The organism is Escherichia sp. MOD1-EC6098, from assembly GCF_002965865.1.
Lineage (GTDB): Bacteria > Pseudomonadota > Gammaproteobacteria > Enterobacterales > Enterobacteriaceae > Escherichia > Escherichia marmotae.
Genome location: NZ_PTSN01000007.1, coordinates 118,412 through 141,137, shown reverse-complemented (window position 1 = coordinate 141,137; position 22,726 = coordinate 118,412). Strand labels below are relative to the sequence as shown.

The 22,726-nt window shown below is 51.6% G+C and carries 22 protein-coding genes, 1 tRNA gene and 1 pseudogene; 8 read left to right on the top strand and 16 right to left on the bottom strand.

Going from position 1 to position 22,726, the window contains the following annotated elements; genetic code table 11:
- The first annotated feature begins 6 nt into the window (after positions 1-6).
- Positions 7-822 carry a DUF2877 domain-containing protein gene (locus tag C0K55_RS10265; protein ID WP_016263019.1) on the top strand — a complete coding sequence of 272 codons (816 nt, stop codon included), beginning with the start codon at positions 7-9 and terminating at the stop codon, positions 820-822.
- Positions 819-1,718, top strand: a complete 900-nt coding sequence (locus C0K55_RS10260; RefSeq protein WP_085448757.1) for a carbamate kinase — start codon at positions 819-821, stop codon at positions 1,716-1,718. Before C0K55_RS10265 ends, C0K55_RS10260 begins: the two co-directional genes overlap by 4 nt.
- A gap of 213 nt (positions 1,719-1,931) precedes the next feature.
- Here C0K55_RS10260 and purK read toward each other — a convergent pair whose 3' ends face one another.
- The 5 genes from purK to ppiB form a co-directional block, all read right to left on the bottom strand.
- Complete coding sequence (purK, locus tag C0K55_RS10250; protein WP_000815515.1) at positions 1,932-2,999, bottom strand: 5-(carboxyamino)imidazole ribonucleotide synthase; 1,068 nt, start codon at positions 2,997-2,999, stop codon at positions 1,932-1,934.
- Positions 2,996-3,505, bottom strand: a complete 510-nt coding sequence (gene purE, locus C0K55_RS10245; protein WP_105266042.1) for a 5-(carboxyamino)imidazole ribonucleotide mutase — start codon at positions 3,503-3,505, stop codon at positions 2,996-2,998. Before purE ends, purK begins: the two co-directional genes overlap by 4 nt.
- A gap of 95 nt (positions 3,506-3,600) precedes the next feature.
- A complete protein-coding gene (locus tag C0K55_RS10235; protein ID WP_001250482.1) occupies positions 3,601-3,930 on the bottom strand; it encodes a hypothetical protein in 330 nt (109 codons plus the stop codon).
- 111 nt (positions 3,931-4,041) lie between these two features.
- Positions 4,042-4,764: a UDP-2,3-diacylglucosamine diphosphatase gene (gene lpxH, locus C0K55_RS10230; RefSeq protein WP_000212261.1), complete on the bottom strand. Its 723-nt coding sequence runs from the start codon at positions 4,762-4,764 to the stop codon at positions 4,042-4,044.
- A 2-nt stretch (positions 4,765-4,766) separates the two neighbouring features.
- Positions 4,767-5,261: a peptidylprolyl isomerase B gene (ppiB, locus tag C0K55_RS10225; protein ID WP_000256002.1), complete on the bottom strand. Its 495-nt coding sequence runs from the start codon at positions 5,259-5,261 to the stop codon at positions 4,767-4,769.
- Between the two features lie 173 nt (positions 5,262-5,434).
- Between ppiB and cysS the strand changes: the two genes are divergently transcribed.
- Complete coding sequence (cysS, locus tag C0K55_RS10220) at positions 5,435-6,820, top strand: cysteine--tRNA ligase (protein ID WP_000912352.1); 1,386 nt, start codon at positions 5,435-5,437, stop codon at positions 6,818-6,820.
- Between the two features lie 41 nt (positions 6,821-6,861).
- On the opposite strand, the gene C0K55_RS10215 is transcribed toward cysS, so the two are convergent.
- The 4 genes from C0K55_RS10215 to C0K55_RS26880 all read right to left on the bottom strand — a co-directional run bounded on the left by C0K55_RS10215 (position 6,862) and on the right by C0K55_RS26880 (position 8,756).
- Positions 6,862-7,392: a metal-dependent hydrolase gene (locus C0K55_RS10215; RefSeq protein WP_061090771.1), complete on the bottom strand. Its 531-nt coding sequence runs from the start codon at positions 7,390-7,392 to the stop codon at positions 6,862-6,864.
- Between the two features lie 108 nt (positions 7,393-7,500).
- The gene (gene ybcJ / locus C0K55_RS10210) at positions 7,501-7,713 is read right to left on the bottom strand and encodes a ribosome-associated protein YbcJ (protein ID WP_000190288.1); all 213 of its coding nucleotides are present in this window, start codon (positions 7,711-7,713) and stop codon (positions 7,501-7,503) included.
- 1 nt (position 7,714) lies between these two features.
- The gene (gene folD, locus C0K55_RS10205) at positions 7,715-8,581 is read right to left on the bottom strand and encodes a bifunctional methylenetetrahydrofolate dehydrogenase/methenyltetrahydrofolate cyclohydrolase FolD (RefSeq protein ID WP_000729173.1); all 867 of its coding nucleotides are present in this window, start codon (positions 8,579-8,581) and stop codon (positions 7,715-7,717) included.
- A 52-nt stretch (positions 8,582-8,633) separates the two neighbouring features.
- On the bottom strand, positions 8,634-8,756 hold the full coding sequence (locus C0K55_RS26880) for a hypothetical protein (RefSeq protein WP_256734171.1): 123 nt from the start codon (positions 8,754-8,756) through the stop codon (positions 8,634-8,636).
- Positions 8,757-8,851: 95 nt separating this feature from the next.
- Here C0K55_RS26880 and C0K55_RS10195 point away from each other — a divergent pair.
- Positions 8,852-8,928: transfer RNA gene (locus C0K55_RS10195), tRNA-Arg, on the top strand.
- A 15-nt stretch (positions 8,929-8,943) separates the two neighbouring features.
- On the opposite strand, the pseudogene C0K55_RS10190 reads toward C0K55_RS10195, so the two are convergent.
- A pseudogene (locus C0K55_RS10190) lies at positions 8,944-9,113 on the bottom strand (integrase); the annotation flags it as partial.
- 93 nt (positions 9,114-9,206) lie between these two features.
- On the opposite strand from C0K55_RS10190, the gene emrE reads away from it, so the two are divergent.
- Positions 9,207-9,539: a multidrug efflux SMR transporter EmrE gene (gene emrE, locus C0K55_RS10185; RefSeq protein WP_001070455.1), complete on the top strand. Its 333-nt coding sequence runs from the start codon at positions 9,207-9,209 to the stop codon at positions 9,537-9,539.
- Between the two features lie 353 nt (positions 9,540-9,892).
- Here the strand turns inward: emrE and C0K55_RS10180 are convergent, their stop codons facing one another.
- The 6 genes from C0K55_RS10180 to cusR all read right to left on the bottom strand — a co-directional run bounded on the left by C0K55_RS10180 (position 9,893) and on the right by cusR (position 19,581).
- The gene (locus C0K55_RS10180) at positions 9,893-10,570 is read right to left on the bottom strand and encodes a hypothetical protein (protein ID WP_061090772.1); all 678 of its coding nucleotides are present in this window, start codon (positions 10,568-10,570) and stop codon (positions 9,893-9,895) included.
- A gap of 658 nt (positions 10,571-11,228) precedes the next feature.
- Positions 11,229-12,119, bottom strand: a complete 891-nt coding sequence (locus C0K55_RS10175) for a DUF4434 family protein (protein ID WP_001515933.1) — start codon at positions 12,117-12,119, stop codon at positions 11,229-11,231.
- Positions 12,120-15,092, bottom strand: coding sequence for a bacteriophage adsorption protein NfrA (gene nfrA / locus C0K55_RS10170; protein WP_105266043.1), 2,973 nt, complete (start codon positions 15,090-15,092; stop codon positions 12,120-12,122).
- Positions 15,079-17,316, bottom strand: coding sequence for a cyclic di-3',5'-guanylate-activated glycosyltransferase NfrB (gene nfrB, locus C0K55_RS10165; protein ID WP_105266044.1), 2,238 nt, complete (start codon positions 17,314-17,316; stop codon positions 15,079-15,081). The genes nfrA and nfrB overlap by 14 nt, the downstream gene beginning before the upstream one ends.
- A 149-nt stretch (positions 17,317-17,465) precedes the next feature.
- Positions 17,466-18,908: a Cu(+)/Ag(+) sensor histidine kinase CusS gene (cusS, locus tag C0K55_RS10160; RefSeq protein ID WP_105266045.1), complete on the bottom strand. Its 1,443-nt coding sequence runs from the start codon at positions 18,906-18,908 to the stop codon at positions 17,466-17,468.
- Positions 18,898-19,581 carry a copper response regulator transcription factor CusR gene (cusR, locus tag C0K55_RS10155; protein WP_000770938.1) on the bottom strand — a complete coding sequence of 228 codons (684 nt, stop codon included), beginning with the start codon at positions 19,579-19,581 and terminating at the stop codon, positions 18,898-18,900. The genes cusS and cusR overlap by 11 nt, the downstream gene beginning before the upstream one ends.
- Before the next feature lie 156 nt (positions 19,582-19,737).
- On the opposite strand from cusR, the gene cusC reads away from it, so the two are divergent.
- The 3 genes from cusC to cusB are packed head-to-tail and all read left to right on the top strand — an operon-like array spanning position 19,738 to position 22,716.
- Positions 19,738-21,120: a Cu(+)/Ag(+) efflux RND transporter outer membrane channel CusC gene (gene cusC / locus C0K55_RS10150; protein WP_105266046.1), complete on the top strand. Its 1,383-nt coding sequence runs from the start codon at positions 19,738-19,740 to the stop codon at positions 21,118-21,120.
- Between the two features lie 24 nt (positions 21,121-21,144).
- Positions 21,145-21,477 carry a Cu(+)/Ag(+) efflux RND transporter periplasmic metallochaperone CusF gene (cusF, locus tag C0K55_RS10145; protein ID WP_000753225.1) on the top strand — a complete coding sequence of 111 codons (333 nt, stop codon included), beginning with the start codon at positions 21,145-21,147 and terminating at the stop codon, positions 21,475-21,477.
- Positions 21,478-21,492: 15 nt separating this feature from the next.
- On the top strand, positions 21,493-22,716 hold the full coding sequence (gene cusB / locus C0K55_RS10140) for a Cu(+)/Ag(+) efflux RND transporter periplasmic adaptor subunit CusB (RefSeq protein ID WP_016248445.1): 1,224 nt from the start codon (positions 21,493-21,495) through the stop codon (positions 22,714-22,716).
- Positions 22,717-22,726: the final 10 nt, after the last annotated feature.

Below are 22,726 nucleotides of genomic sequence, written 5' to 3'. Positions count from 1 at the left end.
CGCGCGATGACGATCATCCATCCTCTGCTTGCCAGTCGTAGCGCACCAGACTATCGCCAGTCCTGGCGGTTAGCGGGCGTCTGGCGGCGGGCGATTAATCTGCTGACGGAAAGCGGCGAACTGTTAACGCTGCATCGTCAGGGAAGTGGTTTCGGCCCCGGAGGATGGGTGCTTCGCCGCGCGCAATTCGATGCGTTATGCGGTGGATTACGTGGCAATGAACGACCGCAAGTTGTGGCTCAAGGGATTTGCCTCGGGCGTTTTACGGTTAAACAGCCACAGCGTTATTGTTTGCTACGTATTACGCCGCCTGCGCATCCTCAACCGCTTGCCGCTGCATGGATGCAACGCGCGGAGGAAACCGGGCTTTTTGGGCCACTGGTGTTGGCGCTAAGCGATCCGCTACCCGCTGAATTGCGCCAGTTTCGTCACTGTTTTCAGACCGCACTCAATGGCGTTAAGACCGACTGGCGGCACTGGCTGGGCAAAGGTCCGGGATTAACGCCAAGTCATGATGACACGCTGAGCGGAATGCTGCTGGCGGCCTGGTATTATGGCGCTTTAGATGCGCGCTCCGGTCGCCCGTTTTTTGCCTGTTCCGACAATCTTCAACACGTTACCACGGCGGTGAGCGTTAGTTATTTGCGTTACGCCGCCCAAGGCTATTTCGCCTCGCCACTCCTGCACTTTGTTCATGCTCTGAGTTGCCCGAAACGTATCGAAGCAGCGATTGATTCGCTGTTGGCGCTGGGGCATACGTCAGGGGCAGATACGCTGCTGGGGTTCTGGCTTGGTCAACAATTATTACAAGGAACACCATGAAAACACTGGTTGTAGCTCTTGGGGGCAACGCCTTACTCCAGCGCGGTGAGGCGCTGACGGCAGAAAATCAATATCGCAATATTGCCAGTGCTGTACCCGCGCTGGCACATCTGGCGCGTTCTTATCGGCTGGCGATTGTTCACGGCAACGGGCCGCAGGTGGGGCTGCTGGCGTTACAGAATCTGGCGTGGAAAGAGGTGGAACCGTATCCGCTGGATGTGCTGGTGGCGGAAAGCCAGGGGATGATTGGCTATATGCTGGCGCAGAGTTTGAGCGCACAGCCGCAGATGCCACCGGTGACGACGGTGCTGACGCGCATTGAAGTTTCACCTGATGATCCGGCATTTTCGCAGCCAGAGAAGTTTATCGGTCCGGTTTATCAGCCGGAAGAGCAAGAGTCGCTGGAAACGGCATACGGCTGGCAGATGAAACGCGACGGTAAATACTTGCGCCGGGTGGTGGCATCTCCACAACCGCGTAAAATTCTCGACAGCGAAGCCATTGAGTTGTTGCTCAAAGAGGGGCATGTGGTGATTTGTAGTGGCGGCGGCGGTGTTCCGGTGACGGATGACGGAGCTGGGAGTGAAGCGGTGATTGATAAAGATCTCGCCGCTGCGTTGCTCGCCAGGCAGATTAATGCCGATGGGCTGGTGATCCTCACCGATGCTGATGCGGTATATGAAAACTGGGGAACGCCACAGCAACGCGCCATTCGCCATGCCACACCGGATGAGTTAGCGCCATTTGCCAAAGCCGATGGTTCGATGGGGCCGAAGGTGACGGCGGTGAGTGGTTATGTCAGAAGCCGTGGTAAACCCGCGTGGATTGGTGCGTTATCGCGAATTGAAGAGACGCTGGCGGGCGAGGCGGGAACCTGTATTTCGTTGTCGTCGTAGGCATTTGTGCCTGATGCGATGCTTGACGCATCTTATCAGGCCTACAATTGGTGCCGGATCGGTAGGCCGGATAAGGCGTTCCCGCCGCATCCGGCAATTGGCGCACGATGCCTGATGCGATGCTGGCGCATCTTATCAGGCCTACAATTGGTGCCGGATCGGTAGGCCGGATAAGGCGTTCCCGCCGCATCCGGCAAGAATATGAGCACCAGGTTAACTGAACTTACTCTGCGCCCAAATCACGCCGCTGGCATACTCCGGCGGCAGCAGTGGGATTAATGCTTCCAGCGTCGCGGTCAGACGCGATGTGTCGCTGTCGGTCAAATTCAGATGCCCCACTTTACGACCTGGGCGTACTTCTTTGTCGTACCAGTGCAGATGCACCAGCGGCAGTTTCAGCCAGTCATAGTTCACATCGCTACCAATCAGGTTGATCATCACCGACGGGCTATTAACCACCGGTTGCGGTAACGGCAGATCGGTAATCGCCCGCAGGTGCAGCTCAAACTGGCTGATGCTGGCACCGTTTTGCGTCCAGTGACCGCTGTTATGCACACGCGGAGCCAGTTCGTTGATCAACAGACCTTGCGGGGTGACAAAACACTCCATCGCCATCACACCGACATAACCCAGTTCCTGCATAATCGCTGACAGCATTTCTTCGGCCTGCGCCTGCTGCGGTGCATTGGCCTGCGGGAAAGCCACGCTGGTGCGTAAAATACCGTCCTGATGCAGGTTGTGCGTCAGCGGATAAAACACTGTGCTGCCATCAAAGCCGCGCGCGCCAACCAGTGACACTTCGCCAGAGAAGTTAATGCCCTGCTCGACAATACATTCGCCGTAGCATTCAGCCGGTAACTGTTCGGTTTCATCGGCGCGTAAACGCCATTGACCGCGACCGTCATAGCCACCAATACGACGCTTAACAATCGCCAGCTCACCTAAACGATCAAACACCGCAGGCCACTCGCTGCGATCGGCAAGTAACTGCCACGGCGCGGTCGGTAGGTGAAGTTTGTCGAAAAGCTGCTTCTGAGTCAGGCGATCGGCAATAATCGGGAATACATCGCGGTTCACAAAGGCCGGATGGCGCGCCAGCTCGCGAGTTAATGCGGTTTCTGGCCAGCGTTCGATCTCAGCGGTAATCACGCTTTGTTGAAAAGGCACCGCCGCCGGTTCAGCGTCCAGCCCGACCGGCCAGACAGCAATGCCTAACGGTTCGCCTGCCTGGCGCAACATACGGCCTAACTGCCCGTTACCGAGGACGCAAACCTGTTTCATGCCGCACCTCGCGGGTCCGGGTTTTCCAGTACTTCGTCGGTCTGGGCTTTGCGCCAGTCATTCAGACGCTGGTGCAGTTCTTTATCATGAGTAGCAAGAATTTGTGCTGCCAGTAACGCCGCGTTTGCCGCGCCCGCTTTACCAATCGCCAGCGTACCCACCGGAATGCCGCGCGGCATTTGCACGATGGAGTAGAGGCTATCGACACCGCTCAGTGCGGCGCTCTGTACTGGTACGCCCAGCACCGGCACCAGCGTTTTTGCGGCAATCATGCCTGGCAGGTGCGCTGCGCCGCCAGCGCCCGCAATAATCACCTGATAACCGTTCTCTTCGGCGCTTTTAGCGAAGCTGAACAGTTTATCAGGGGTGCGGTGAGCAGATACCACTTCTACGTGGTGCGGGACATTCAGGATTTCGAAGATTTCGGCGGCGAACTGCATGGTAGCCCAGTCGCTTTTGGACCCCATCACGATGGCGACACGCGCCGGATTATTGCGGGAAGACATGCGTCTTAAAACTCCTGTGGTGCACAACTCTCGGCTTTAGAGGGCACAGAGAATAGCACGGAAAGAGAGCAAGGAAAACGGTTGCGTAGGCGGGATTAACCGTCATTTGTTGAGTTTTTAATCTGATCTGCGTGTTGATTATGCGCTCTGGATGAACTGGCAAAGAATGCCCATATCAGCACAATGCTCCACGGAAAAAAGCAAATACCGACAATCAATACAAATCTTTCGACAAAACGTTGGTTATGGGGGCGGGTGAGTACTAAGTAAATGAGCCAGAAATAGACTATCCACGAAATGACCGCTGCAACTACCAGTGACAATACGCCAAAATAGAAGCCGACAAGGCCAAACCAGCTAATACACAGAGGCGCTCCTGCCGTAAGGGCGATGCCAGAAATCAAAAATCCGTTGCAGCGTCGCATAATAATATTCCCTGTTGTTATTTCACTCAGGGACTTATTACCTTGCTGACTCAGAAAAAGATATACAGGTTGCGGTAGTCTGGCGCTTTTTCAGAATCTGTTCATTCGCGGTCAGAAAGGAAAATGGATTAGCTCAACGTCATCTGCCGTGACTTTCACCATCGAACCTTCGGTATGCCAGGCTCCCAGCACGACGCGGAAAGCAGGTTGCGCATTGGCGATGAGTTCATGCACCGCCGGGCGATGCGTATGCCCGTGGATCAGCCATTGCACCTGATGCTTTTCCATCGCACTGACCACCGCGTTTTGGTTAACGTCCATGATCGCCAGCGATTTACTGCTGTTGGCTTCTTTACTGTTTGCGCGCATTCGCGCAGCAATACGTTTACGTAAAAACAGCGGCAGGGCGAGGAATAGCGTTTGCAACCAGGGCTTGTGGACTTTGGCGCGAAAAGCCTGATAACCGACGTCATCGGTGCACAGCGTGTCGCCATGCATAATCAGCACCCGACGACCATAAAGTTCGAGCACTTTTTCTTCTGGCAATAACGTCATACCGCTTTCACGGGCAAAGCGTTTGCCGAGCAGAAAATCACGGTTGCCATGAATGAAATAACAGGGAACGCCGGAGTCGGATACCGCTTTGATCGCCGCCGCCATCTGGCGATGAAACGGGCTGGGATCATCGTCGCCAATCCATGCTTCAAACAGATCGCCAAGAATATACAGCGCGTCGGCCTTGCGGGCTTCTCCCGCTAAAAAACGCAGAAAACCGGCGGTGATCGCCGGTTCTTCCACGCAGAGATGAAGATCTGCAATAAAGAGTGTCGCCACGATTACTCGCTAACGGTCACGCTTTCAATGATAACGTCTTCTTTTGGCACGTCCTGGTGCATACCGCTACGACCGGTTGCGACACCTTTAATTTTGTCGACTACGTCCATGCCTTCAACCACTTCGGCAAATACGCAGTAACCCCAACCTTGCAGGCTCTCGCCGGAGAAGTTCAGGAAGTCGTTATCAACCACGTTGATGAAGAACTGGGCAGTTGCAGAGTGCGGAGCCTGAGTACGAGCCATTGCCAGCGTACCACGGGTGTTTTTCAGACCGTTGTTGGCTTCGTTTTTGATTGGCTCTTTGGTGGCTTTTTGCTTCATGCCCGGTTCAAAACCGCCGCCCTGAATCATAAAGCCGTTGATAACACGGTGGAAAATGGTGTTGTTGTAAAAACCTTCGCGGCAGTAGTCCAGGAAGTTTTTAACTGTTTCAGGTGCTTTATCGTCAAAAGTTTTGATGACAATATCGCCGTGATTGGTGTGGAAAGTAACCATTTTTGCATCCTGTTCCGTTTGATTGGTGCTTCAACCCGGTTCGGGTCATATATAGGGTGGTGTTATAGCATAACCGCACGATCGGATCATCTCGCAATGTATGCTGATTCGCGCGGGAAATATGGGTATTATACGCAACTCAATTACCCACACATGTCTAAACGGAATCTTCGATGCTAAAAATCTTCAATACTCTGACACGCCAAAAAGAGGAATTTAAGCCTATTCACGCCGGGGAAGTCGGCATGTACGTGTGTGGAATCACCGTTTACGATCTCTGTCATATTGGTCATGGGCGTACTTTTGTCGCCTTTGACGTAGTTGCGCGTTACCTGCGTTTCCTCGGTTATAAGCTGAAGTATGTGCGCAACATTACCGATATCGACGACAAAATCATCAAACGCGCCAATGAAAACGGCGAAAGCTTTGTGGCACTGGTGGATCGCATGATCGCTGAAATGCACAAAGATTTCGATGCTTTGAATATCCTGCGCCCGGACATGGAGCCGCGTGCAACGCACCATATCGCAGAAATTATTGAACTCACTGAACAACTGATTGCTAAAGGTCACGCCTATGTGGCGGACAACGGCGACGTGATGTTCGACGTACCGACCGATCCAACTTACGGCGTGCTCTCGCGTCAGGATCTCGACCAGTTGCAGGCAGGCGCGCGCGTTGACGTGGTCGATGACAAACGCAACCCGATGGACTTCGTGCTGTGGAAGATGTCGAAAGAGGGCGAACCGAGCTGGCCTTCTCCGTGGGGCGCGGGTCGTCCTGGCTGGCACATTGAATGTTCGGCAATGAACTGCAAACAGTTGGGTAATCACTTTGATATCCACGGCGGCGGTTCTGACCTGATGTTCCCGCACCACGAGAACGAAATTGCCCAGTCCACCTGTGCGCACGATGGTCAATACGTCAACTACTGGATGCACTCCGGCATGGTGATGGTTGACCGCGAGAAGATGTCCAAATCGCTGGGTAACTTCTTCACCGTGCGCGATGTGCTGAAATACTACGACGCCGAAACCGTGCGTTACTTCCTGATGTCGGGTCACTATCGCAGCCAGTTGAACTACAGTGAAGAGAACCTGAAACAGGCGCGTGCGGCTCTGGAACGTCTCTACACTGCGCTGCGTGGCACAGACAAAACCGTTGCTCCTGCGGGTGGCGAAGCGTTTGAAGCGCGCTTTATCGAGGCGATGAATGACGACTTCAACACGCCGGAAGCCTATTCCGTGTTGTTTGATATGGCGCGTGAAGTGAACCGTCTGAAAGCAGAAGATATGGCAGCGGCGAACGCAATGGCGTCTCACCTGCGTAAACTCTCTGCCGTGCTGGGTCTGCTGGAGCAAGAACCGGAAGCGTTCCTGCAAAGCGGCGCACAGGCAGACGACAGCGAAGTGGCTGAGATTGAAGCGTTAATTCAACAGCGTCTGGATGCTCGTAAAGCCAAAGACTGGGCGGCAGCGGATGCGGCGCGTGATCGTCTTAACGAGATGGGGATCGTGCTGGAAGATGGTCCGCAAGGAACCACCTGGCGTCGTAAGTAACACCCTCACTCTTATCCTCTCCCGCAAGGGAGAGGATACGCTCAGCGCAATTTACGCCTGCTCCACCACAATATTCCCATCACTATTATTCCTGGTAGCCATACCCACATTAGCTCTGAAATAATCACCTGATGCCCATATGGCGTGGTGTAACGTGATAACGCAAACGGCGCGACTTTAATCACCTGCCAGGAGGCGAAAAATCGTTCCTCTGACCACGGCCACAACCAGCCAACACCTTTGCCGCCAGTGGTTACCGAATCCAGCAAGCTGTGTGATAGCAGCGATACGGTTAAAAATAGCCAGCAGCGAATCAGCCCCGTCCTGAACCATCGATGCCCAATAAGCACGCATAACAGCGGGACAACAAACGCAAATACCAGCGAATGAGTAAAACCGCGATGGCCAAAAACATTGCCGTAGGCAACGCCAAATTTAAACGACAATACGTCGGCGTCTGGCAGCATCGCCAGGACGATTCCGGCAAATAACAGACGCGGCGGGATGATTTTCGACCCCAACCCTAAACCAATACAAAGGGGGACGGCGGCGTGGGTAATAACGGTTGGCATGATGATTGCTTCGGCAAAATGTTGATGCTAACAGCATGAATGAAAGCAACGAAGAGGGCAAAGGTCTGAAAAGAGAATCGGCCTGCATACAGGCAGGCCGGAATGGGGTCAGGCAACAACCTGTACGCTGTGACCTGCAAAACTCACTGTCTGACCGGCGACGATTTTGCAACGTTTGCGCGTTTCAACTGCGCCGTCGACTTTCACCTGGCCTTCAGCAATCGCGATTTTCGCCTGCGCGCCGCTTTCGCTCCAGCCTTCCAGTTTCAGCAAGTCGCACAGCTCAACGTGCGGATGTTTACCTAAAGAAAATGTCGCCATGTTACTCACCCTGTGGATCATGATATTCAACGCACGCCTGTAGCGTGTTTTCAATCAGCGTGGCAACCGTCATTGGGCCAACGCCGCCAGGAACAGGCGTAATGTATGAGGCGCGCTTAGCCGCTTCTTCAAACACGACGTCGCCCACAACTTTGCCATTTTCCAGACGGTTGATACCGACATCAATCACAATTGCGCCTTCTTTGATCCAGTCACCGGGAATAAAGCCTGGCTTGCCGACGGCGACGATCAACAAATCGGCGTTTTCCACATGATGACGCAGATTTTTGGTGAAGCGGTGAGTCACGGTGGTGGTGCAACCTGCCAGTAGCAGTTCCATGCTCATCGGGCGACCGACGATATTCGATGCACCAATCACCACAGCATTAAGGCCAAAGGTATCAATGTTGTAACGCTCAAGCAGCGTGACGATACCGCGCGGGGTGCAAGGACGCAGGCGCGGCGCACGCTGGCACAGACGACCAACGTTATAAGGATGGAAACCGTCTACGTCTTTGTCCGGGTGAATACGTTCCAGTACTTTGACGTAGTCAATTCCCGCCGGAAGCGGCAACTGCACCAGAATACCATCGATGGTATTGTCGGCATTCAGCGCATCGATAAGCTCAAGCAGTTCTGCTTCGCTGGTGGTTTCAGGAAGGTCATAGGAGCGGGAGACGAACCCGACTTCTTCGCAAGCTTTGCGTTTGCTTGCGACATAAATTTGCGATGCAGGGTTGCTGCCGACCAGCACAACGGCCAGTCCTGGCGCCCGCAGTCCGGCCGCAACGCGTGCCTGAACTTTTTGAGCAACTTCAGAGCGCACCTGCTGCGCAATCGTTTTACCGTCAATAATCTTTGCTGCCATCAGAGAGAGGATTCCATCTGTTACGTAGGTCGAAGGGGATGCGTCTATTTTGTCAGAAGCGTAGCGCGCTGTCAGTTTTCGTTTTCTGAAAAGTAAAACCTTCTGTACCAGGCAGATTAACGCCGATAATGATAACCGCCGTTGGTTTGCCGTCGTAGTGAGATAAATCAGACACGACCGTACACTTGTTCAGCAACCAGTTCAAAAGCCATTGACTCAGCAAGGGTTGACCGTATAATTCACGCGATTACAGCACATCGTGGTATCAATGCGCCCTTAGCTCAGTTGGATAGAGCAACGACCTTCTAAGTCGTGGGCCGCAGGTTCGAATCCTGCAGGGCGCGCCATTACAATTCAACCAGTTACACCTTCTTTACCACCTTCATAATTTCAGAGTGGACGTATTTGGGGCATCATTACCAAAAATATCGTCTATTTTCCTCGCGTGCTCTGTCAAATGATTAGACGTAAGGTGAGCATATCTATGCACCATTTCTATGGATCCCCATCCGCCCATTCCCTGAAGCACTGATGAAGAGCATCAATGAATGCACCAGGGGGAACCAGTGAGTTAAGTTCGAACTGTAGTACAATTCTCTCCGGTATTAACAGGAATGAATATGCTATGAACCCTTATATTTATCTTGGTGGTGCAATACTTGCAGAGGTTATTGGTACAACTTTAATGAAGTTTTCAGAGGGTTTTACACGGTTATGGCCCTCTGTTGGTACAATTATTTGTTACTGTACATCATTCTGGTTATTAGCTCAGACGCTGGCTTATATTCCTACAGGGATTGCTTATGCTATCTGGTCAGGCGTCGGTATCGTCCTGATTAGCTTACTTTCCTGGGGATTTTTCGGCCAACGGCTGGATCTTCCAGCCATTATAGGCATGATGTTGATTTGTGCCGGAGTGTTGGTAATTAACTTATTGTCACGAAGCGCACCACATTAAAAAGAGTTTCGTTCGAGTTTAATGAAATACGTCAGCCCGTATGTTTATACGGGCTGCTTTTTTATACTGCGGGTAAATGTTTTTTGGCAAGTGGAGCAGGGGATTACCATATTTGTGTTTTGAATAGCAATAACAAAGTTGTAGGCAAGAAATACTGTCGGCATTTTGTGATTAAATGGTTTATAGCAATATAACAAGAAACTCTTAAGTCTGTTTGTTTTTTAAACTTCATCCACATCGTGGATAAATATGAGAGCCACCCGCTGAACGGGTGGTTTTACGTAAGTTAAATTTTATAATTTCAGTGAATGTTTACGCTACAATAATACAAATGATAGTGGACAAAAACACAATCAGGCGATGGATTCACCGTAGGATGCAACTGCCTGAGCGGTGAAACCCACGCTCAATTCCTGTCTGACCCCATCATTTTTAAGCCAATAATAAATATTATCTTCTTTATTAAAAGCGTAAATTCTACAAATGCCCGCACATTCACTATTTGTGTTCCATCCACTATTAGCTACATCGCCCCATTCCTGGTAAAGTCCTGCGTTAACTTCTCGCTTAATAATATGCCCTGAATCATGATCATTATAATCGTAACTATCGATATCCTGCGCTTCGGGAAATTCTCCGTTCATTTTTTTAACCCACGGTAAAATATCTTTAACTGAATTATAAGTTTCAATGCTGTATTTGAAAAAACGCTTCACGGTAAACATATAAATACCGGCAGATTTGTTCGTTGATTTATCAGTAGCGAAAATGGCAAAAATATTCCCGATGCACTTTTCGTCAACGTCAGGAAAAGTTACTGTGCCATCCTGACTGATCGCCAGAACATTATTGTCTGCATCAGTGCTACAGCTCCATTTTACCTTGTCATTATTAACCGGGTCATTATCAATGACCATCTTAAAGGTGGCACCTGGAAACAAGCAGTTAGGGAAATGGTAACCATTCGTCATATCATTTTTAATATCATAGATATGGTTGTCAACTAAAACGCCTGTAATTTTACTCATCATTGACTCTCTTTGTTTATTAAATAAAAGGTTTTATTCCTGTGTAAAGGAATATGCTGATATTAATGCGCTTGATGAATAATTGTTCTTATTTAAAAGTTATATAGTGGTATAAATATGATTATATAATCCCTCTGAGTAGTGGTTACGCCGCTTATTTGTGTTATGTACGGGAATATCTGGAAAGTGCCAAATCGTCGCAAGCGTAATCCTGAGCCGAAGCATTGCAAGATCTGATGGCAACTATCATGTGGTGACAAATGGTAAAGCGGGTAATGATGTTTATTGTGAATATAATGGTGTAACCGCTGATAAGAATATTTGACTGGAGGGCAGATAATTAAAAGATAACGTATGAAAGAATGAGCTTTGAAGTTTCATGACAAACAGCAGTTTAAAACCTTCCGGTTATCTATTGACCGGTAGGAGAATGAAGACCTCCAGAACAAACAGTTAGTCGATGAAATTAGTTTCACCTATATTCTTCCTTTAACGCCTCCTCTTTCGCAAATTACACTATCACTTTTTGATCGCGGTTTGGTTAAATAATTGAAAAACGTCAGACGCATAAAATGCGTTGAAAACTGAGAATTAATACAGACAGGATTCTGATCAGGCAAGTGAAAAGGAAGGGAGCAAGCAAAGTTGCTCCCTTAAACAATTAATACTCGAGGATGCCACGCGCGACGGGCAAATAGCGCAGAGAGAAATAGAGTGCGTCTTTGCCACAGGCGGAACGTTTTGCTAGTAGCGAGGCGATCTCCGCATTCGGTTTTGGTTTAGCTGCAAACGTTTTACCTTTGCCCGCGACAAACAACTCATAAACAATGCCGCTGGCGGGTGAGGCAGTTTGGCAATCTGCGCTGGCTTGCAGATAACGGTCACGCTGTTCGGCGGTGAGTTTATCAACGCCGCCGCCATCCTGTACCCAGACATTAACGCCTGTCGCTCTAACTTGTTCCAGCAGTTGCCGATAGCCATCGGGCGACATATTGCCAGCGAAAAAGCTACTGATATAAACCGGTTTTGCTGAAACATCGCTAATCAGTCGCTGCGTATTGTTTAACCATTTTAGTAAAGGTTGTCGGGCGGCTTCACTGCGCCAGTTCAGATCGTCAATTTCCGCACTGATGTACCAGCCATCCGGCGTTACGCCAGGCGCGGCACGCCATAATCTGGCTTGCTGGAGATCGGCGGCCAGCAGGCGATTAAGGTAGCTTTCCAGCGCTGCAGATGACTGCTTCTGATGCAGAAAAAATTCCGGATCGGCGTTCAGACCAACAATCAGCTTCAGACCAGCCTGTTGCGCTGCTGCGGCACGCTTAAACAATAACGCGCGCTGTTCTGGCTGGGTGAATGCATCGCCATAACGAGTCCATTGCAGAATCAGGGTGTCGAAGCCCTGGAGACGCAACTGACTCATCAGTCCCTGCCACTGGGCGTCGGTGACCTGACTGTCACGGTTTTGCGGTTGCCAGATAATACCTTTCATTGCAAAGGAAAAAGGGCTGACCAGGAGCAGTGTCAGCAATACGAAAATGAACTTACGCATTTACCAGTGCACTCCAATGGTGAGAAACGCGTTGTTGCGCTCCCCGCTACGTTGATTAATCACCTTAAAGGTATGCTGATATTCGACGCCGAGACTGACTTTGTGCGGCCAGGCATCGTAATGCGTCTCGCCGGTCCAGATATTCCAGCGCACGCCGACGCCACCAAGCTGTGCGCCCTGAGTGCCTTTATCACGATAGCCGTTATCCTGTATGTGAGCGTAAGGTTCGATTGTCTGCCCGTTCGCGACTTTCTGATGCCAGCTCACACGGTAATCAGCCGTCCACGCCTGAATATCCTGGCGGACATATTGCGCCGCATCGAGATACAGATTTTGGGCAAACCAGCCTGAACCGTTCGGGTGCCACTCATCGCTGTATTTGCCGCCGTTAAAGAACGAGGCGCTGGCACGCAGCATGGTGTCGGAGGTGCCATTTTGCCCATTCAGCGGGAACTGCTGTTCAACGGCAAGGAAAAAGATCTGATCGCGCAGCGGCTTCCAGCGCAGGCCGGTGCCGGACATCGGATTTTTCACCGGCATCACCACACCGTTTTCTCCGGTATCGGCAAACACACGGCTGTAAACCGAAAGCAGGTCGCCTTCCAGCAGTATATTGCGCCCGATGCGGTATTCGGCTTCCAGTTGTCCGTAGCTACGATAGCTTTTACCTGGCGCAGCGCCACCGACGTTATTGCTAGCTGAACTCATCGCGCCGGAACGCAAGCCGATGGAGGAATCGAAACTGAACGTCCAGCGGCGACCAACGTCCTCATGCAGACGACGGAAATTGAAGCGTTGCTGATTTTGTTCCGGTGTCAGCGGTGTAATCAGCGCCTGGTTATCAATGTCATCAATCACCAGCCGGGCGTAGTGTTGCGTCGCAGGCATATCATCCAGACGCTGATTCACGTAAGCCAGTTGTCTGATGAGTGCCGGATCGTCCGGTAGCCCTTTATGCGCCTGTTCCAGCATCTCCCGCGACTGCGCGATATCGCCGCTATCCCACAAGGCGTAACCGAGCGCCGCCTGGGTATTGCTGTTATTCGGTTCCAGTTCCAGAGCGGCGCGCAAATCGCTCACTGCCGCTGAGACATTATGACGTTGCCGATAAATCGTCGCCCGCGCAACGTAAGCGTTAGCTGAAGGCGCAATGTTAATTGATCGAGTGAGATCGTTCAGTGCAAGTTCTGGCTGAGTAGGAATATAACGTTGTGCATGTAGCCACCAATACTGAGCATTGTTGCCCAGCCCGCGTTGTTCTGCCTGCTGAAGCCAGCGATCGCGAGCCGTGCCATTTCCAGCCGCCTGGGCGGTATTGGCGGCAGCGAGCAGATCTTCATTGCTCATGTCGTGAAGACTGATTTTCTGCCAGGCCGCCAGTGCGGTGGCGTAGTCTTCAACCTGATACGCCTGATAGGCCACCGCGCGATGTTGCCACGCGTTCGGTTGCCGTTTTTCTGCCTGAAGCCATGCATACAACGCCACACCAGGTAGCGTCTCCCGATAACACTTCGCCAGACGGTTCCAGGCGGCTGCATCGTAAGTCGGTGACATATCGCCCAGTAAACGGACGATTGCCGGGCAATTGTCAGCAATACCCGGCAACTGGCTTTGCCACTGGCGTTGCGCCGCCAGCGGCAACGGTTTCGATAAAATCGCCACTTTCGCTGGCGTTGCCAGGTAAGGATGACTTTCCAACAGAGACGCCAGCCGCGTCATTAACGTATGGCTGGCGCTTGCATCGCCCTGGAAAGGGTAGCGTTGCAGTAACAAATCGGCAGCTTCACGTGACTGTCCGTTCTGCATCAGTTGCCAGGTCAGTTGATCCAGGCGCGTAAGATTTGCTGGTTCTCGCTGATACAGCAACCGCGCCAGACGTAGTGCTTCAACTCTGTTGTGGGTTGCCACACTGACGGCATAACGCTCTTCAAGCATTTCATTGGCGGGGAGGGTGGCGAGCAGTTTTTGCGCCGCGTCGTACTGACCCTCTTTTAACAGCTCCGGAAGCGTTGCGCCAATAACGTACTGGCGGTTATCGGCAAACTGTACCGTGTAATTCGCCAACGCTTGCACCGGAGTGTCACTGTATTTTGATAACAGATAGAGCCAGCTTTTCTCTTGTAAGTCAGTAGTGAACAGAGGTTTGTTTTCAGCGAGATAACGCTGGAGGCGTGCTTTTTCGCCACGATAAGCCAGTGCGGTCGCGTAAGTAATATACGACTGTGGATCGGTGAAGATCCCCACTGATTGCAGCGCCAGGATCCGATCATCCAGATGCCCGGCAAGAAGCACGTCAAACCACTGACGGCGCTCTGCTGCGCTTAATGTATTCTGCTGGCGTGCTTCATTGTATAGCGTATCCGCCTGGGACCATTGTTTCAGGTAGATTGCGCGTTGCAGCAGATCGGTTCGTAACGTTTTTCCTTCCGGCGATGCGGCAAACGTCGCATCGTTCAGTTGCGCTTTGGCAACAGATAACTGTGCCAGCCGCAGCGCATTCTGCCCAACCTCACTACGGCAACGCAGAGTCGGCGCAGCATCGCACGCTTTTTGCTGGGCCAGCAGTTCCTCGACGGTATTCACTGTTTTGACTTCCACAGGAATTGCCGCAAGGCTACGTTGAAGCCGGGCATCGCCGGGAGTTCGTTTAAGCTGATCCTCAAGCAACAGCCGCGCGCGGTCATCATGACCAAAATGGCGATAGGCTTCTGCCAGATATAAAGTCAGCGGAATATTATCCGGCACCTGCTGATGAATATATTCAAATTCACGGATGGCGGTTGCTTCGTCGTTATTTTTCTGTGCTTTCAGCGCCTTATCGAGGCGGGGATAAATAACAAAATGGCGATAGTCGCTAAGCCCCAGCTCTTTGGCGCTGGTGCCAATATTGTCTGCGAGTGCGCCAGTACTCAATAAAGACGTCAGCAGTAAACCAGACCATCCGATGATGCGATTAAGGTTATTTTCCTTCATTTTCGGACTCCAGTTGCGCAACCTGTTCTGTGGTTAAACCTGCTTTGAGTAATAGAGATTGCATCGAAACTTGTAATTCGCGTTGAATTGTCAGTACGCGATCCAGCGTTTCCTGGCTGATGACACCTTCAGTAACCAAAAATTTGCCGAGCGGCAGAGAGCTGCGTTCATGACGCAGTAGCAGCACATTAATCGCTGAACGATTAATATGGCCGAGTGTGGTCAGTATTTCGGCAAACAGGAACTGATGCGGCACATATTGCTGCCAAATATCGCTGGCCTGTTGTCCCGTGAGCCACTGATGCTGAACCGCATTGTACAACATTGCCCGCGGATCGTGACCGCGGCGGCGTGCATACCAGTGGCGTAATCCGGTGACAATTTGCCCGCGCAGAACAATGACGTAGCGCACTTTACGTCCAACCTTGCGCGTCAGTGCCGCCAGTGACACCGGATCAATGCCGTCTTCACTACCGACAATTAACTCATCATTTTCCAGACGCAGCGGCAGCACCGCATAATGCAGTGCTACGGAAGCCGGCATTTCGGCAATCAGCGAGGAAGGGATCTGCCAGGCATCGATCGATTCCCACGCCACACCGTTTTGCTCCGCCAGTGCCTGCGCCAGTTGCTCTGCGCTGATCAACCCTTGCATCAGCATCGAACCGCCGAGACGCAGACCTTCGACGCGATTACGCAGTGCTGTATCGAGTTGTTCTTCGGTGATGACCTGATTTTCCAACAAAATTTGACCTAACGGGCGCAACGAACGGGTATCGCCAGTCACGCTGGGGAAATCGTGCGTCGTTTTATCCCACGCTACGCGACGCGGATCGCCATGTTGAAGCACCTGTTTCAACGCGCGCCAGTTAGCCATAAAGTTAATCAGGTTGCCCCAGAATAGCCGCAGGACGGATAGCAGGCCCTGCGTCAGGCCGTAGTAACCGGTGACAAAAATCACCCGCTGCACAATACGGTTAACCATCAAGCCAAAGTTTAGCCATAGCAGGGTCATTAACCATGCGCTGCCGCTGAAAATAGAAAGAAAATGCCAGGCATCAGGCCATAAACTTTCATACGCCAGTAACAGCAAAAGCTGGATCATCACTAGCATCGCGAGGAAACTAACAAAGTTGCTGATTGCCCCTTTGCGGTCACGCCAGAGAAAGTAGTTGAGTGTCAGGCTGGAAGTCCATTTATGGGTTTTAAATCCCTGGAAAACAATGCCGATGATCCAGCGAGACTTTTGCCGTACTGCGGTGGAAAAGGTATCGGGGAAATATTCGCGCACGCAGATCATGTTTGACGTCCGCGCGTGCTGTAAAAATTTACGCTGCTCGCGTTCTTTAGCTTCGTCCACCACCGGAAAACGGACAAAAATCTCCGTCATTCCTTTCTCTTTCAGGCGGAAACCAATGTCGTAATCTTCGGTGAGACTTTGCACGTCAAAAGCAATGCCGTCACCGTCAGCCAACAGCGCGGTCACGGCGCGGCGGCTGAAACAGGTGCCAACACCTGCGCTGGGCACCTGTCCGGCGAGGGCTTCACGCACCGGAACATCTTTGCCATGCAGTTCGGAAAACTCATCGATATAGGTCATGCTGGTGAAGTGCGTCCATTCGCGTTCGAACGGATACACCGGGATCTGAATCAGATCCTTACGCTCGACAAGGTAGTTGAACAGACGCAGTTCCATTGGCGAAATCACATCTTCGGCGTCATGCAGAATAAAACCCGCAAAGGCGAAATTGGCGCTTCGCTCAAACTGGGTGATGGCGTCCAGCACATTGTTCAGACAATCTGCTTTGCTGGTGGGGCCAGGACGTGCGCAGACCACCTTATGCACGTTCGGGAAGCGAGCACACACTTCGTCAACATCACGCTGAGTATCGGGGTCGTTCGGGTAAGTGCCGACAAAGATATGATAGTTTTCATAGTCGAGCGTGGTTGCCGCCAGCTCGGCCATATTGCCGATGACGCCAGTTTCATTCCACGCCGGAACCATAATCGCTAACGGTTTTTCATCTGGTTTGTACAGTTCGCGGTAACTCATTCGTGGGTAGCGCCGATAAACACTCAACTTGCGCTTAATGCGACGAACCCAGTAGACGACATCAATGAAAAAATCGTCCAGTCCGCTGATGAACATTATGACCGCTAACGTTATCGCGATTACTTTTAAGCCATAAAGCCAGGTAGCAAAAACATCAAGAAGCCAGTCCACGCCAAAACCTTACATTAACGCTGCTTATGTTTAGGGTGGCGTATATTAAGGTTTTTTATGAATTGTGACAGCTTTTTACCATTAATAGGTATGACTATTGCGGCACGTTATTTTTACACTGGTGATAAAAGTTGCTGTTTGCTGAATGATTAAGCGGGTAATGAGATCACAAACCTTGTCCCACGCGCATCTGACGTTACCGCAACCGTGCCTTTATGCGCGACAACAATCGATTTCACAATCGCCAGGCCAATGCCGCTACCTTCACCTTTTCGTTGGCGGGAGGGGTCAACGCGGTAGAAGCGGTCGAACAATCGCGGTAAGTGTTCGGGCGGAATGGGCGTACCGGGGTTTTCGACGGTAACCTGTACCTGGCGATCGGTAGTCTGGCAACGCACTACAATTGCCTCTCCGGGCGGCGTATAACGCAGGGCGTTAGAAAGCAGGTTGCTTAACGCCCGACGCAACATCAGCGGATCGCCCGCGACCTGACACTTGTCGCCAACAAATCGCAGTTCCACGCCGCGATCTTCCGCTAACGCCTCGAAAAAATCGAAAACTTTGCTGACTTCATCTGCCAGGTTGAGCATTTTCTTTTCCGGGATTAGCTGGTTGTTATCGGCCTGGGCGAGAAACAGCATATCGCTGACCATTTTCGCCATTCGCGTCAACTCTTCCAGATTAGAGTAGAGCACATCTTCCAGTTCCTTCTGGTTGCGCGACTGACTCAGGGCAATTTCCGTTTGCGTCACCAGATTCGTAATTGGCGTGCGAATTTCGTGGGCGATATCTGCCGAGAAGTTGGACTGGCGGGTAAAGACATCTTCAATACGTTCAATCATATGATTAAACGACAGCACCAGTTGCTCCAGCTCAATCGGCACGGTCTGCGGGTCCAGGCGAACGTCGAGATCTTTCGAAGTGATATTCTGGATCTGGCGGCTGACGCTGCGGATCGGCGCGTGACCTTTATGTACCGCCAGCAGCACGATAAAGACGATCAGGATGCTGATGATCGATGCAGTCATTACAAGTTTATTCATCAAATCATTTATGTAATGAAGATGAAAATCGATCGACAGCGCAATGTAGAGCGTATAAGCCGGTTTGCCGTCCACCAGCGGGCCAACCGACAAGTTAATCATCCGCCAGTTGCTGTGTTCCCTATGCCCGTGACCGTGGCCCGGCATCATAATCGTCGGGCCGGAGAGGAGATACACCTCACCACCACGTGCGTCTTTATCGGGTATGGCATCGCGTGCAAACTCGCGGATATCCGGCGCGCCTGGGGAGTGATATACCGTTTTACCGTGGCTATCTGCCAGGGAAATCAAGACGTTGGAATAACCACTGACGATATCTTCCAGCGTCATTAAGCGTCGGGCTTGTGTCTCGTCAGGGTGATTAAGTACCCGTTCAAGGGTGGTGCTAATCTCTTTTAAATCATTAATATCCTGCTCAGCAAAATGGACTTTTACCGAGTGGATCATGATCCATGCAAAGGCGAAAAATGCCGCGATGGTGGCAAGGCTGATAAAAAAGGTCAGGCGGGTTGCCAGCGAAAACGGGCGCTGAAATGGCTTATTGGCCATCCGGCACCTCAAGCATGTAACCCACGCCACGCACGGTTTGAATCAGCTTTGGCTCAAAATCATTGTCGATTTTGCCGCGCAGTCGCTTCACCGCCACATCAATGGCGTTGGTGTCGCTGTCAAAATTCATGTCCCATACCTGTGAAGCGATAAGCGAGCGGGGCAGTACTTCGCCCTGATGACGGAGGAAAAACTCCAGCAGGGTAAATTCTTTACTGGTCAAAGTGATACGCGTGCCGCTACGGGTGACTTTGCGGCTGACAAGATCGACCATCAGGTCGGCAACCTGAAACTGGCTTTCGATAATCACCGCCGCTCCGCGCCGCAGTAAGGTGCGCACCCGCGCCAGTAGTTCAGCAAAAGCGAATGGCTTCACCAGATAATCATCCGCTCCCAGCTCCAGCCCCTTGACGCGATGTTCAATCGTACCCAGCGCGCTGAGCAGCAGAATCGGCATCCCTTTGTTGGCAGAACGCAACATGCGCACGATATCCCAGCCGTTCACGTCTGGCAGCATAATATCGAGGATTATCAGGTCGTAATCTCCAGTCATCGCCAGATGGTAGCCGTTAAGTCCGTTATCGGCCAAATCGACCACAAAACCGGCTTCGGTTAACCCTTTGGTCAGATATTCGCCGGTTTTCTTTTCATCTTCGACAATCAACAGTTTCATGTTTCCTCCGCATACTGCCCGGCCAATTCTAGAGGAGCGCGATCAGATGGCAATCGCTTATTGGCAAAATGACAATTTTGTCATTTTCCTGTCACCGGAAAATCAGAGCCTGGCGGGTAAAGTTGGCGGCATAAAATCACCAGAAATTATGTGCCTATGTCTCATTGTAAACTCCTGACACTTTGTGTGGCCCTCGCGCTAAGTGGTTGCTCACTGGCACCGGATTATCAGCGCCCGGCAATGCCCGTGCCGCAGCAGTTTTCGTTAAGTCAGAACAGCCTGATCAACCCGGTCGATAATTACCAGAGTGCGGGCTGGTGCACCTTTTTTGTTGATAATCAGGTGAAGACGCTGATTAGCGAGGCGCTGGCGAATAACCGGGATTTGCGTATGGCGGCGCTAAAAGTGCAGGAGGCGCGGGCGCAATATCGACTGACCGATGCCGATCGCTACCCGCAACTCAACGGCGAGGGTAGCGGCAACTGGAGCGGTAATCTTAAAGGCAATACCGCCACGACACGGGAGTTCTCGACTGGCCTTAACGCCAGTTTTGACCTCGATTTTTTCGGTCGCTTAAAGAACATGAGCGAAGCCGAGCGACAAAATTATTTAGCTACTGAGGAAGCCCGGCGCGCGGTGCATATTCTGCTGGTTTCGAATGTCGCGCAAAGCTATTACAACCAGCAACTGGCTTATGCGCAATTGCAAATAGCCGAAGAAACGCTGCGTAATTATCAACAGTCATATGCGTTTGTCGAAAAACAACTGTTAACCGGTAGCAGCAATGTTCTGGCGCTGGAACAGGCTCGCGGGGTGATTGAAAGTACCCGTAGCGATATTGCTAAACGTCAGGGGGAACTGGCGCAGGCGAATAATGCGTTGCAACTGTTATTGGGACGCTACGGCAAGCTGCCGCAAGCGCAGGCAGCAAACAGCGACAGCTTGCAAAGCGTTAAATTACCGGGGGGTTTGTCATCGCAAATCTTATTGCAACGCCCGGATATTATGGAAGCCGAACATGCATTAATGGCGGCCAATGCCAATATTGGCGCTGCACGCGCGGCATTTTTTCCGTCTATAAGCCTGACCAGCGGAATATCAACCGCCAGCAGCGATCTGTCGTCATTATTTAACGCCAGCAGCGGGATGTGGAATTTTATCCCCAAAATTGAGATCCCCATTTTTAATGCCGGACGTAACCAGGCCAATCTGGATATCGCTGAAATTCGCCAGCAGCAGTCGGTGGTGAATTATGAACAGAAAATCCAGAACGCCTTTAAAGAAGTGGCCGATGCGCTGGCGTTACGCCAAAGCCTGAATGATCAAATCAGCGCTCAGCAGCGTTATCTGGCGTCGTTGCAAATTACCCTGCAACGGGCGCGGACGTTATATCAGCACGGCGCGGTAAGTTATCTGGAAGTGCTGGATGCCGAACGTTCTTTATTTGCTACCCGACAAACCTTACTCGACCTGAATTATGCCCGTCAGGTTAACGAAGTTTCCTTATATACCGCTCTGGGTGGCGGTTGGCAGCAATAATTTTTTAACTCCAGGAGATATAAAATGAAAAAGACACTGCAAGTCGCAATGTTCAGTCTGTTTACCGTTATTGGCTTTAATGCGCAGGCTAACGAGCATCATCATGAAACGATGAGCGAAGCACAACCGCAGGTAATTAGCGCCACCGGTGTGGTAAAAGGTGTTGATCTGGAAAGCAAAAAAATCACTATCCATCACGATCCGATTGCTGCCGTGAACTGGCCGGAGATGACCATGCGTTTTACCATCACCCCGCAGACGAAAATGAGCGAAATTAAAACCGGTGACAAAGTGGCGTTTAATTTTGTCCAGCAGGGCAACCTTTCTTTATTACAGGATATTAAAATCAGCCAGTAACCCAGGTTTAATGAAATGAAAAAAATCGCGCTTATTATCGGCAGCATGATCGCGGGCGGTATTATTTCCGCGGCAGGTTTTACCTGGTTTTCCCAGGCGGAACAGCCAGCAGAAAAAACACCAACCGCAGAACGTAAAATTTTATTCTGGTATGACCCGATGTATCCCAATACGCGGTTCGATAAACCGGGTAAATCACCGTTTATGGATATGGATCTGGTGCCGAAATATGCCGATGAAGAGAATTCTGCGTCTGGTGTGCGTATTGACCCGACCCAGACGCAGAATCTGGGGGTGAAAACGGCCACCGTCACGCGCGGGTCGTTGACGTTTGCCCAGAGTTTCCCGGCAAACGTCAGTTACAACGAGTATCAGTTTGCTATTGTGCAGGCCCGCGCCGCCGGGTTTATCGACAAGGTTTATCCGCTTACCGTGGGCGATAAAGTGAAAAAGGGCGCGCCGCTTCTCGAGCTGACTATTCCCGACTGGGTGGAAGCGCAGAGTGAGTATTTACTGCTACGTGAAACCGGCGGTACGGCGACCCAGATCGAAGGCATTCTTGAGCGGCTGCGACTGGCGGGAATGCCGGAGGCCGATATTCGTCGCTTGATCGCCACGCAAAAAATCCAGACTCGCTTTACGCTCAAAGCGCCCATTGATGGCGTGATCACCGCGTTTGATCTGCGCGCGGGAATGAATATCGCCAAAGATAACGTGGTAGCGAAAATTCAGGGTATGAACCCGGTGTGGGTCACTGCCGCGATCCCGGAGTCCATCGCCTGGCTGGTGAAAGATGCCTCGCAGTTTACGCTCACCGTTCCGGCGCGACCCGATAAAACGCTCACCATTCGCAAATGGACGCTGCTACCCGGCGTGGATGCCGCGACCCGCACGCTGCAACTGCGTCTGGAAGTCGACAACGCCGAAGAGGCGCTAAAACCGGGAATGAACGCCTGGTTGCAACTCAATACCGCCAGCGAACCGATGCTGCTGATTCCTTCACAGGCGCTGATCGACACCGGCAGCGAACAGCGGGTGATTACCGTTGATGCCGACGGGCGTTTTGTTCCGAAACGCGTTTCCGTTTTCCAGGCATCACAAGGTATCACCGCGCTACGCTCTGGTCTGGCGGAAGGTGAAAAGGTGGTTTCCAGCGGGCTGTTTCTGATTGATTCCGAAGCCAATATTTCTGGTGCGCTGGAGCGGATGCGCTCTGAAAGCGCTACCCATGCGCATTGAGGGAATAACC

What these genes read in the sequence shown, in the direction of transcription:
- purE (WP_105266042.1), bottom strand. Translation starts at nt 3,505, where the DNA reads ATGTCTTCCCGCAATAATCCGGCGCGTGTCGCCATCGTGATGGGGTCC.
- folD (WP_000729173.1), bottom strand. Translation starts at nt 8,581, where the DNA reads ATGGCAGCAAAGATTATTGACGGTAAAACGATTGCGCAGCAGGTGCGC.
- C0K55_RS10265 (WP_016263019.1), top strand. Translation starts at nt 7, where the DNA reads ATGACGATCATCCATCCTCTGCTTGCCAGTCGTAGCGCACCAGACTAT.
- ybcJ (WP_000190288.1), bottom strand. Translation starts at nt 7,713, where the DNA reads ATGGCGACATTTTCTTTAGGTAAACATCCGCACGTTGAGCTGTGCGAC.
- C0K55_RS10180 (WP_061090772.1), bottom strand. Translation starts at nt 10,570, where the DNA reads ATGATGAGTAAAATTACAGGCGTTTTAGTTGACAACCATATCTATGAT.
- cusS (WP_105266045.1), bottom strand. Translation starts at nt 18,908, where the DNA reads ATGGCCAATAAGCCATTTCAGCGCCCGTTTTCGCTGGCAACCCGCCTG.
- cysS (WP_000912352.1), top strand. Translation starts at nt 5,435, where the DNA reads ATGCTAAAAATCTTCAATACTCTGACACGCCAAAAAGAGGAATTTAAG.
- cusR (WP_000770938.1), bottom strand. Translation starts at nt 19,581, where the DNA reads ATGAAACTGTTGATTGTCGAAGATGAAAAGAAAACCGGCGAATATCTG.
- cusB (WP_016248445.1), top strand. Translation starts at nt 21,493, where the DNA reads ATGAAAAAAATCGCGCTTATTATCGGCAGCATGATCGCGGGCGGTATT.
- purK (WP_000815515.1), bottom strand. Translation starts at nt 2,999, where the DNA reads ATGAAACAGGTTTGCGTCCTCGGTAACGGGCAGTTAGGCCGTATGTTG.
- nfrA (WP_105266043.1), bottom strand. Translation starts at nt 15,092, where the DNA reads ATGAAGGAAAATAACCTTAATCGCATCATCGGATGGTCTGGTTTACTG.
- C0K55_RS10175 (WP_001515933.1), bottom strand. Translation starts at nt 12,119, where the DNA reads ATGCGTAAGTTCATTTTCGTATTGCTGACACTGCTCCTGGTCAGCCCT.
- C0K55_RS10215 (WP_061090771.1), bottom strand. Translation starts at nt 7,392, where the DNA reads ATGCCAACCGTTATTACCCACGCCGCCGTCCCCCTTTGTATTGGTTTA.
- C0K55_RS10260 (WP_085448757.1), top strand. Translation starts at nt 819, where the DNA reads ATGAAAACACTGGTTGTAGCTCTTGGGGGCAACGCCTTACTCCAGCGC.
- cusC (WP_105266046.1), top strand. Translation starts at nt 19,738, where the DNA reads ATGTCTCATTGTAAACTCCTGACACTTTGTGTGGCCCTCGCGCTAAGT.
- C0K55_RS10235 (WP_001250482.1), bottom strand. Translation starts at nt 3,930, where the DNA reads ATGCGACGCTGCAACGGATTTTTGATTTCTGGCATCGCCCTTACGGCA.
- ppiB (WP_000256002.1), bottom strand. Translation starts at nt 5,261, where the DNA reads ATGGTTACTTTCCACACCAATCACGGCGATATTGTCATCAAAACTTTT.
- cusF (WP_000753225.1), top strand. Translation starts at nt 21,145, where the DNA reads ATGAAAAAGACACTGCAAGTCGCAATGTTCAGTCTGTTTACCGTTATT.
- emrE (WP_001070455.1), top strand. Translation starts at nt 9,207, where the DNA reads ATGAACCCTTATATTTATCTTGGTGGTGCAATACTTGCAGAGGTTATT.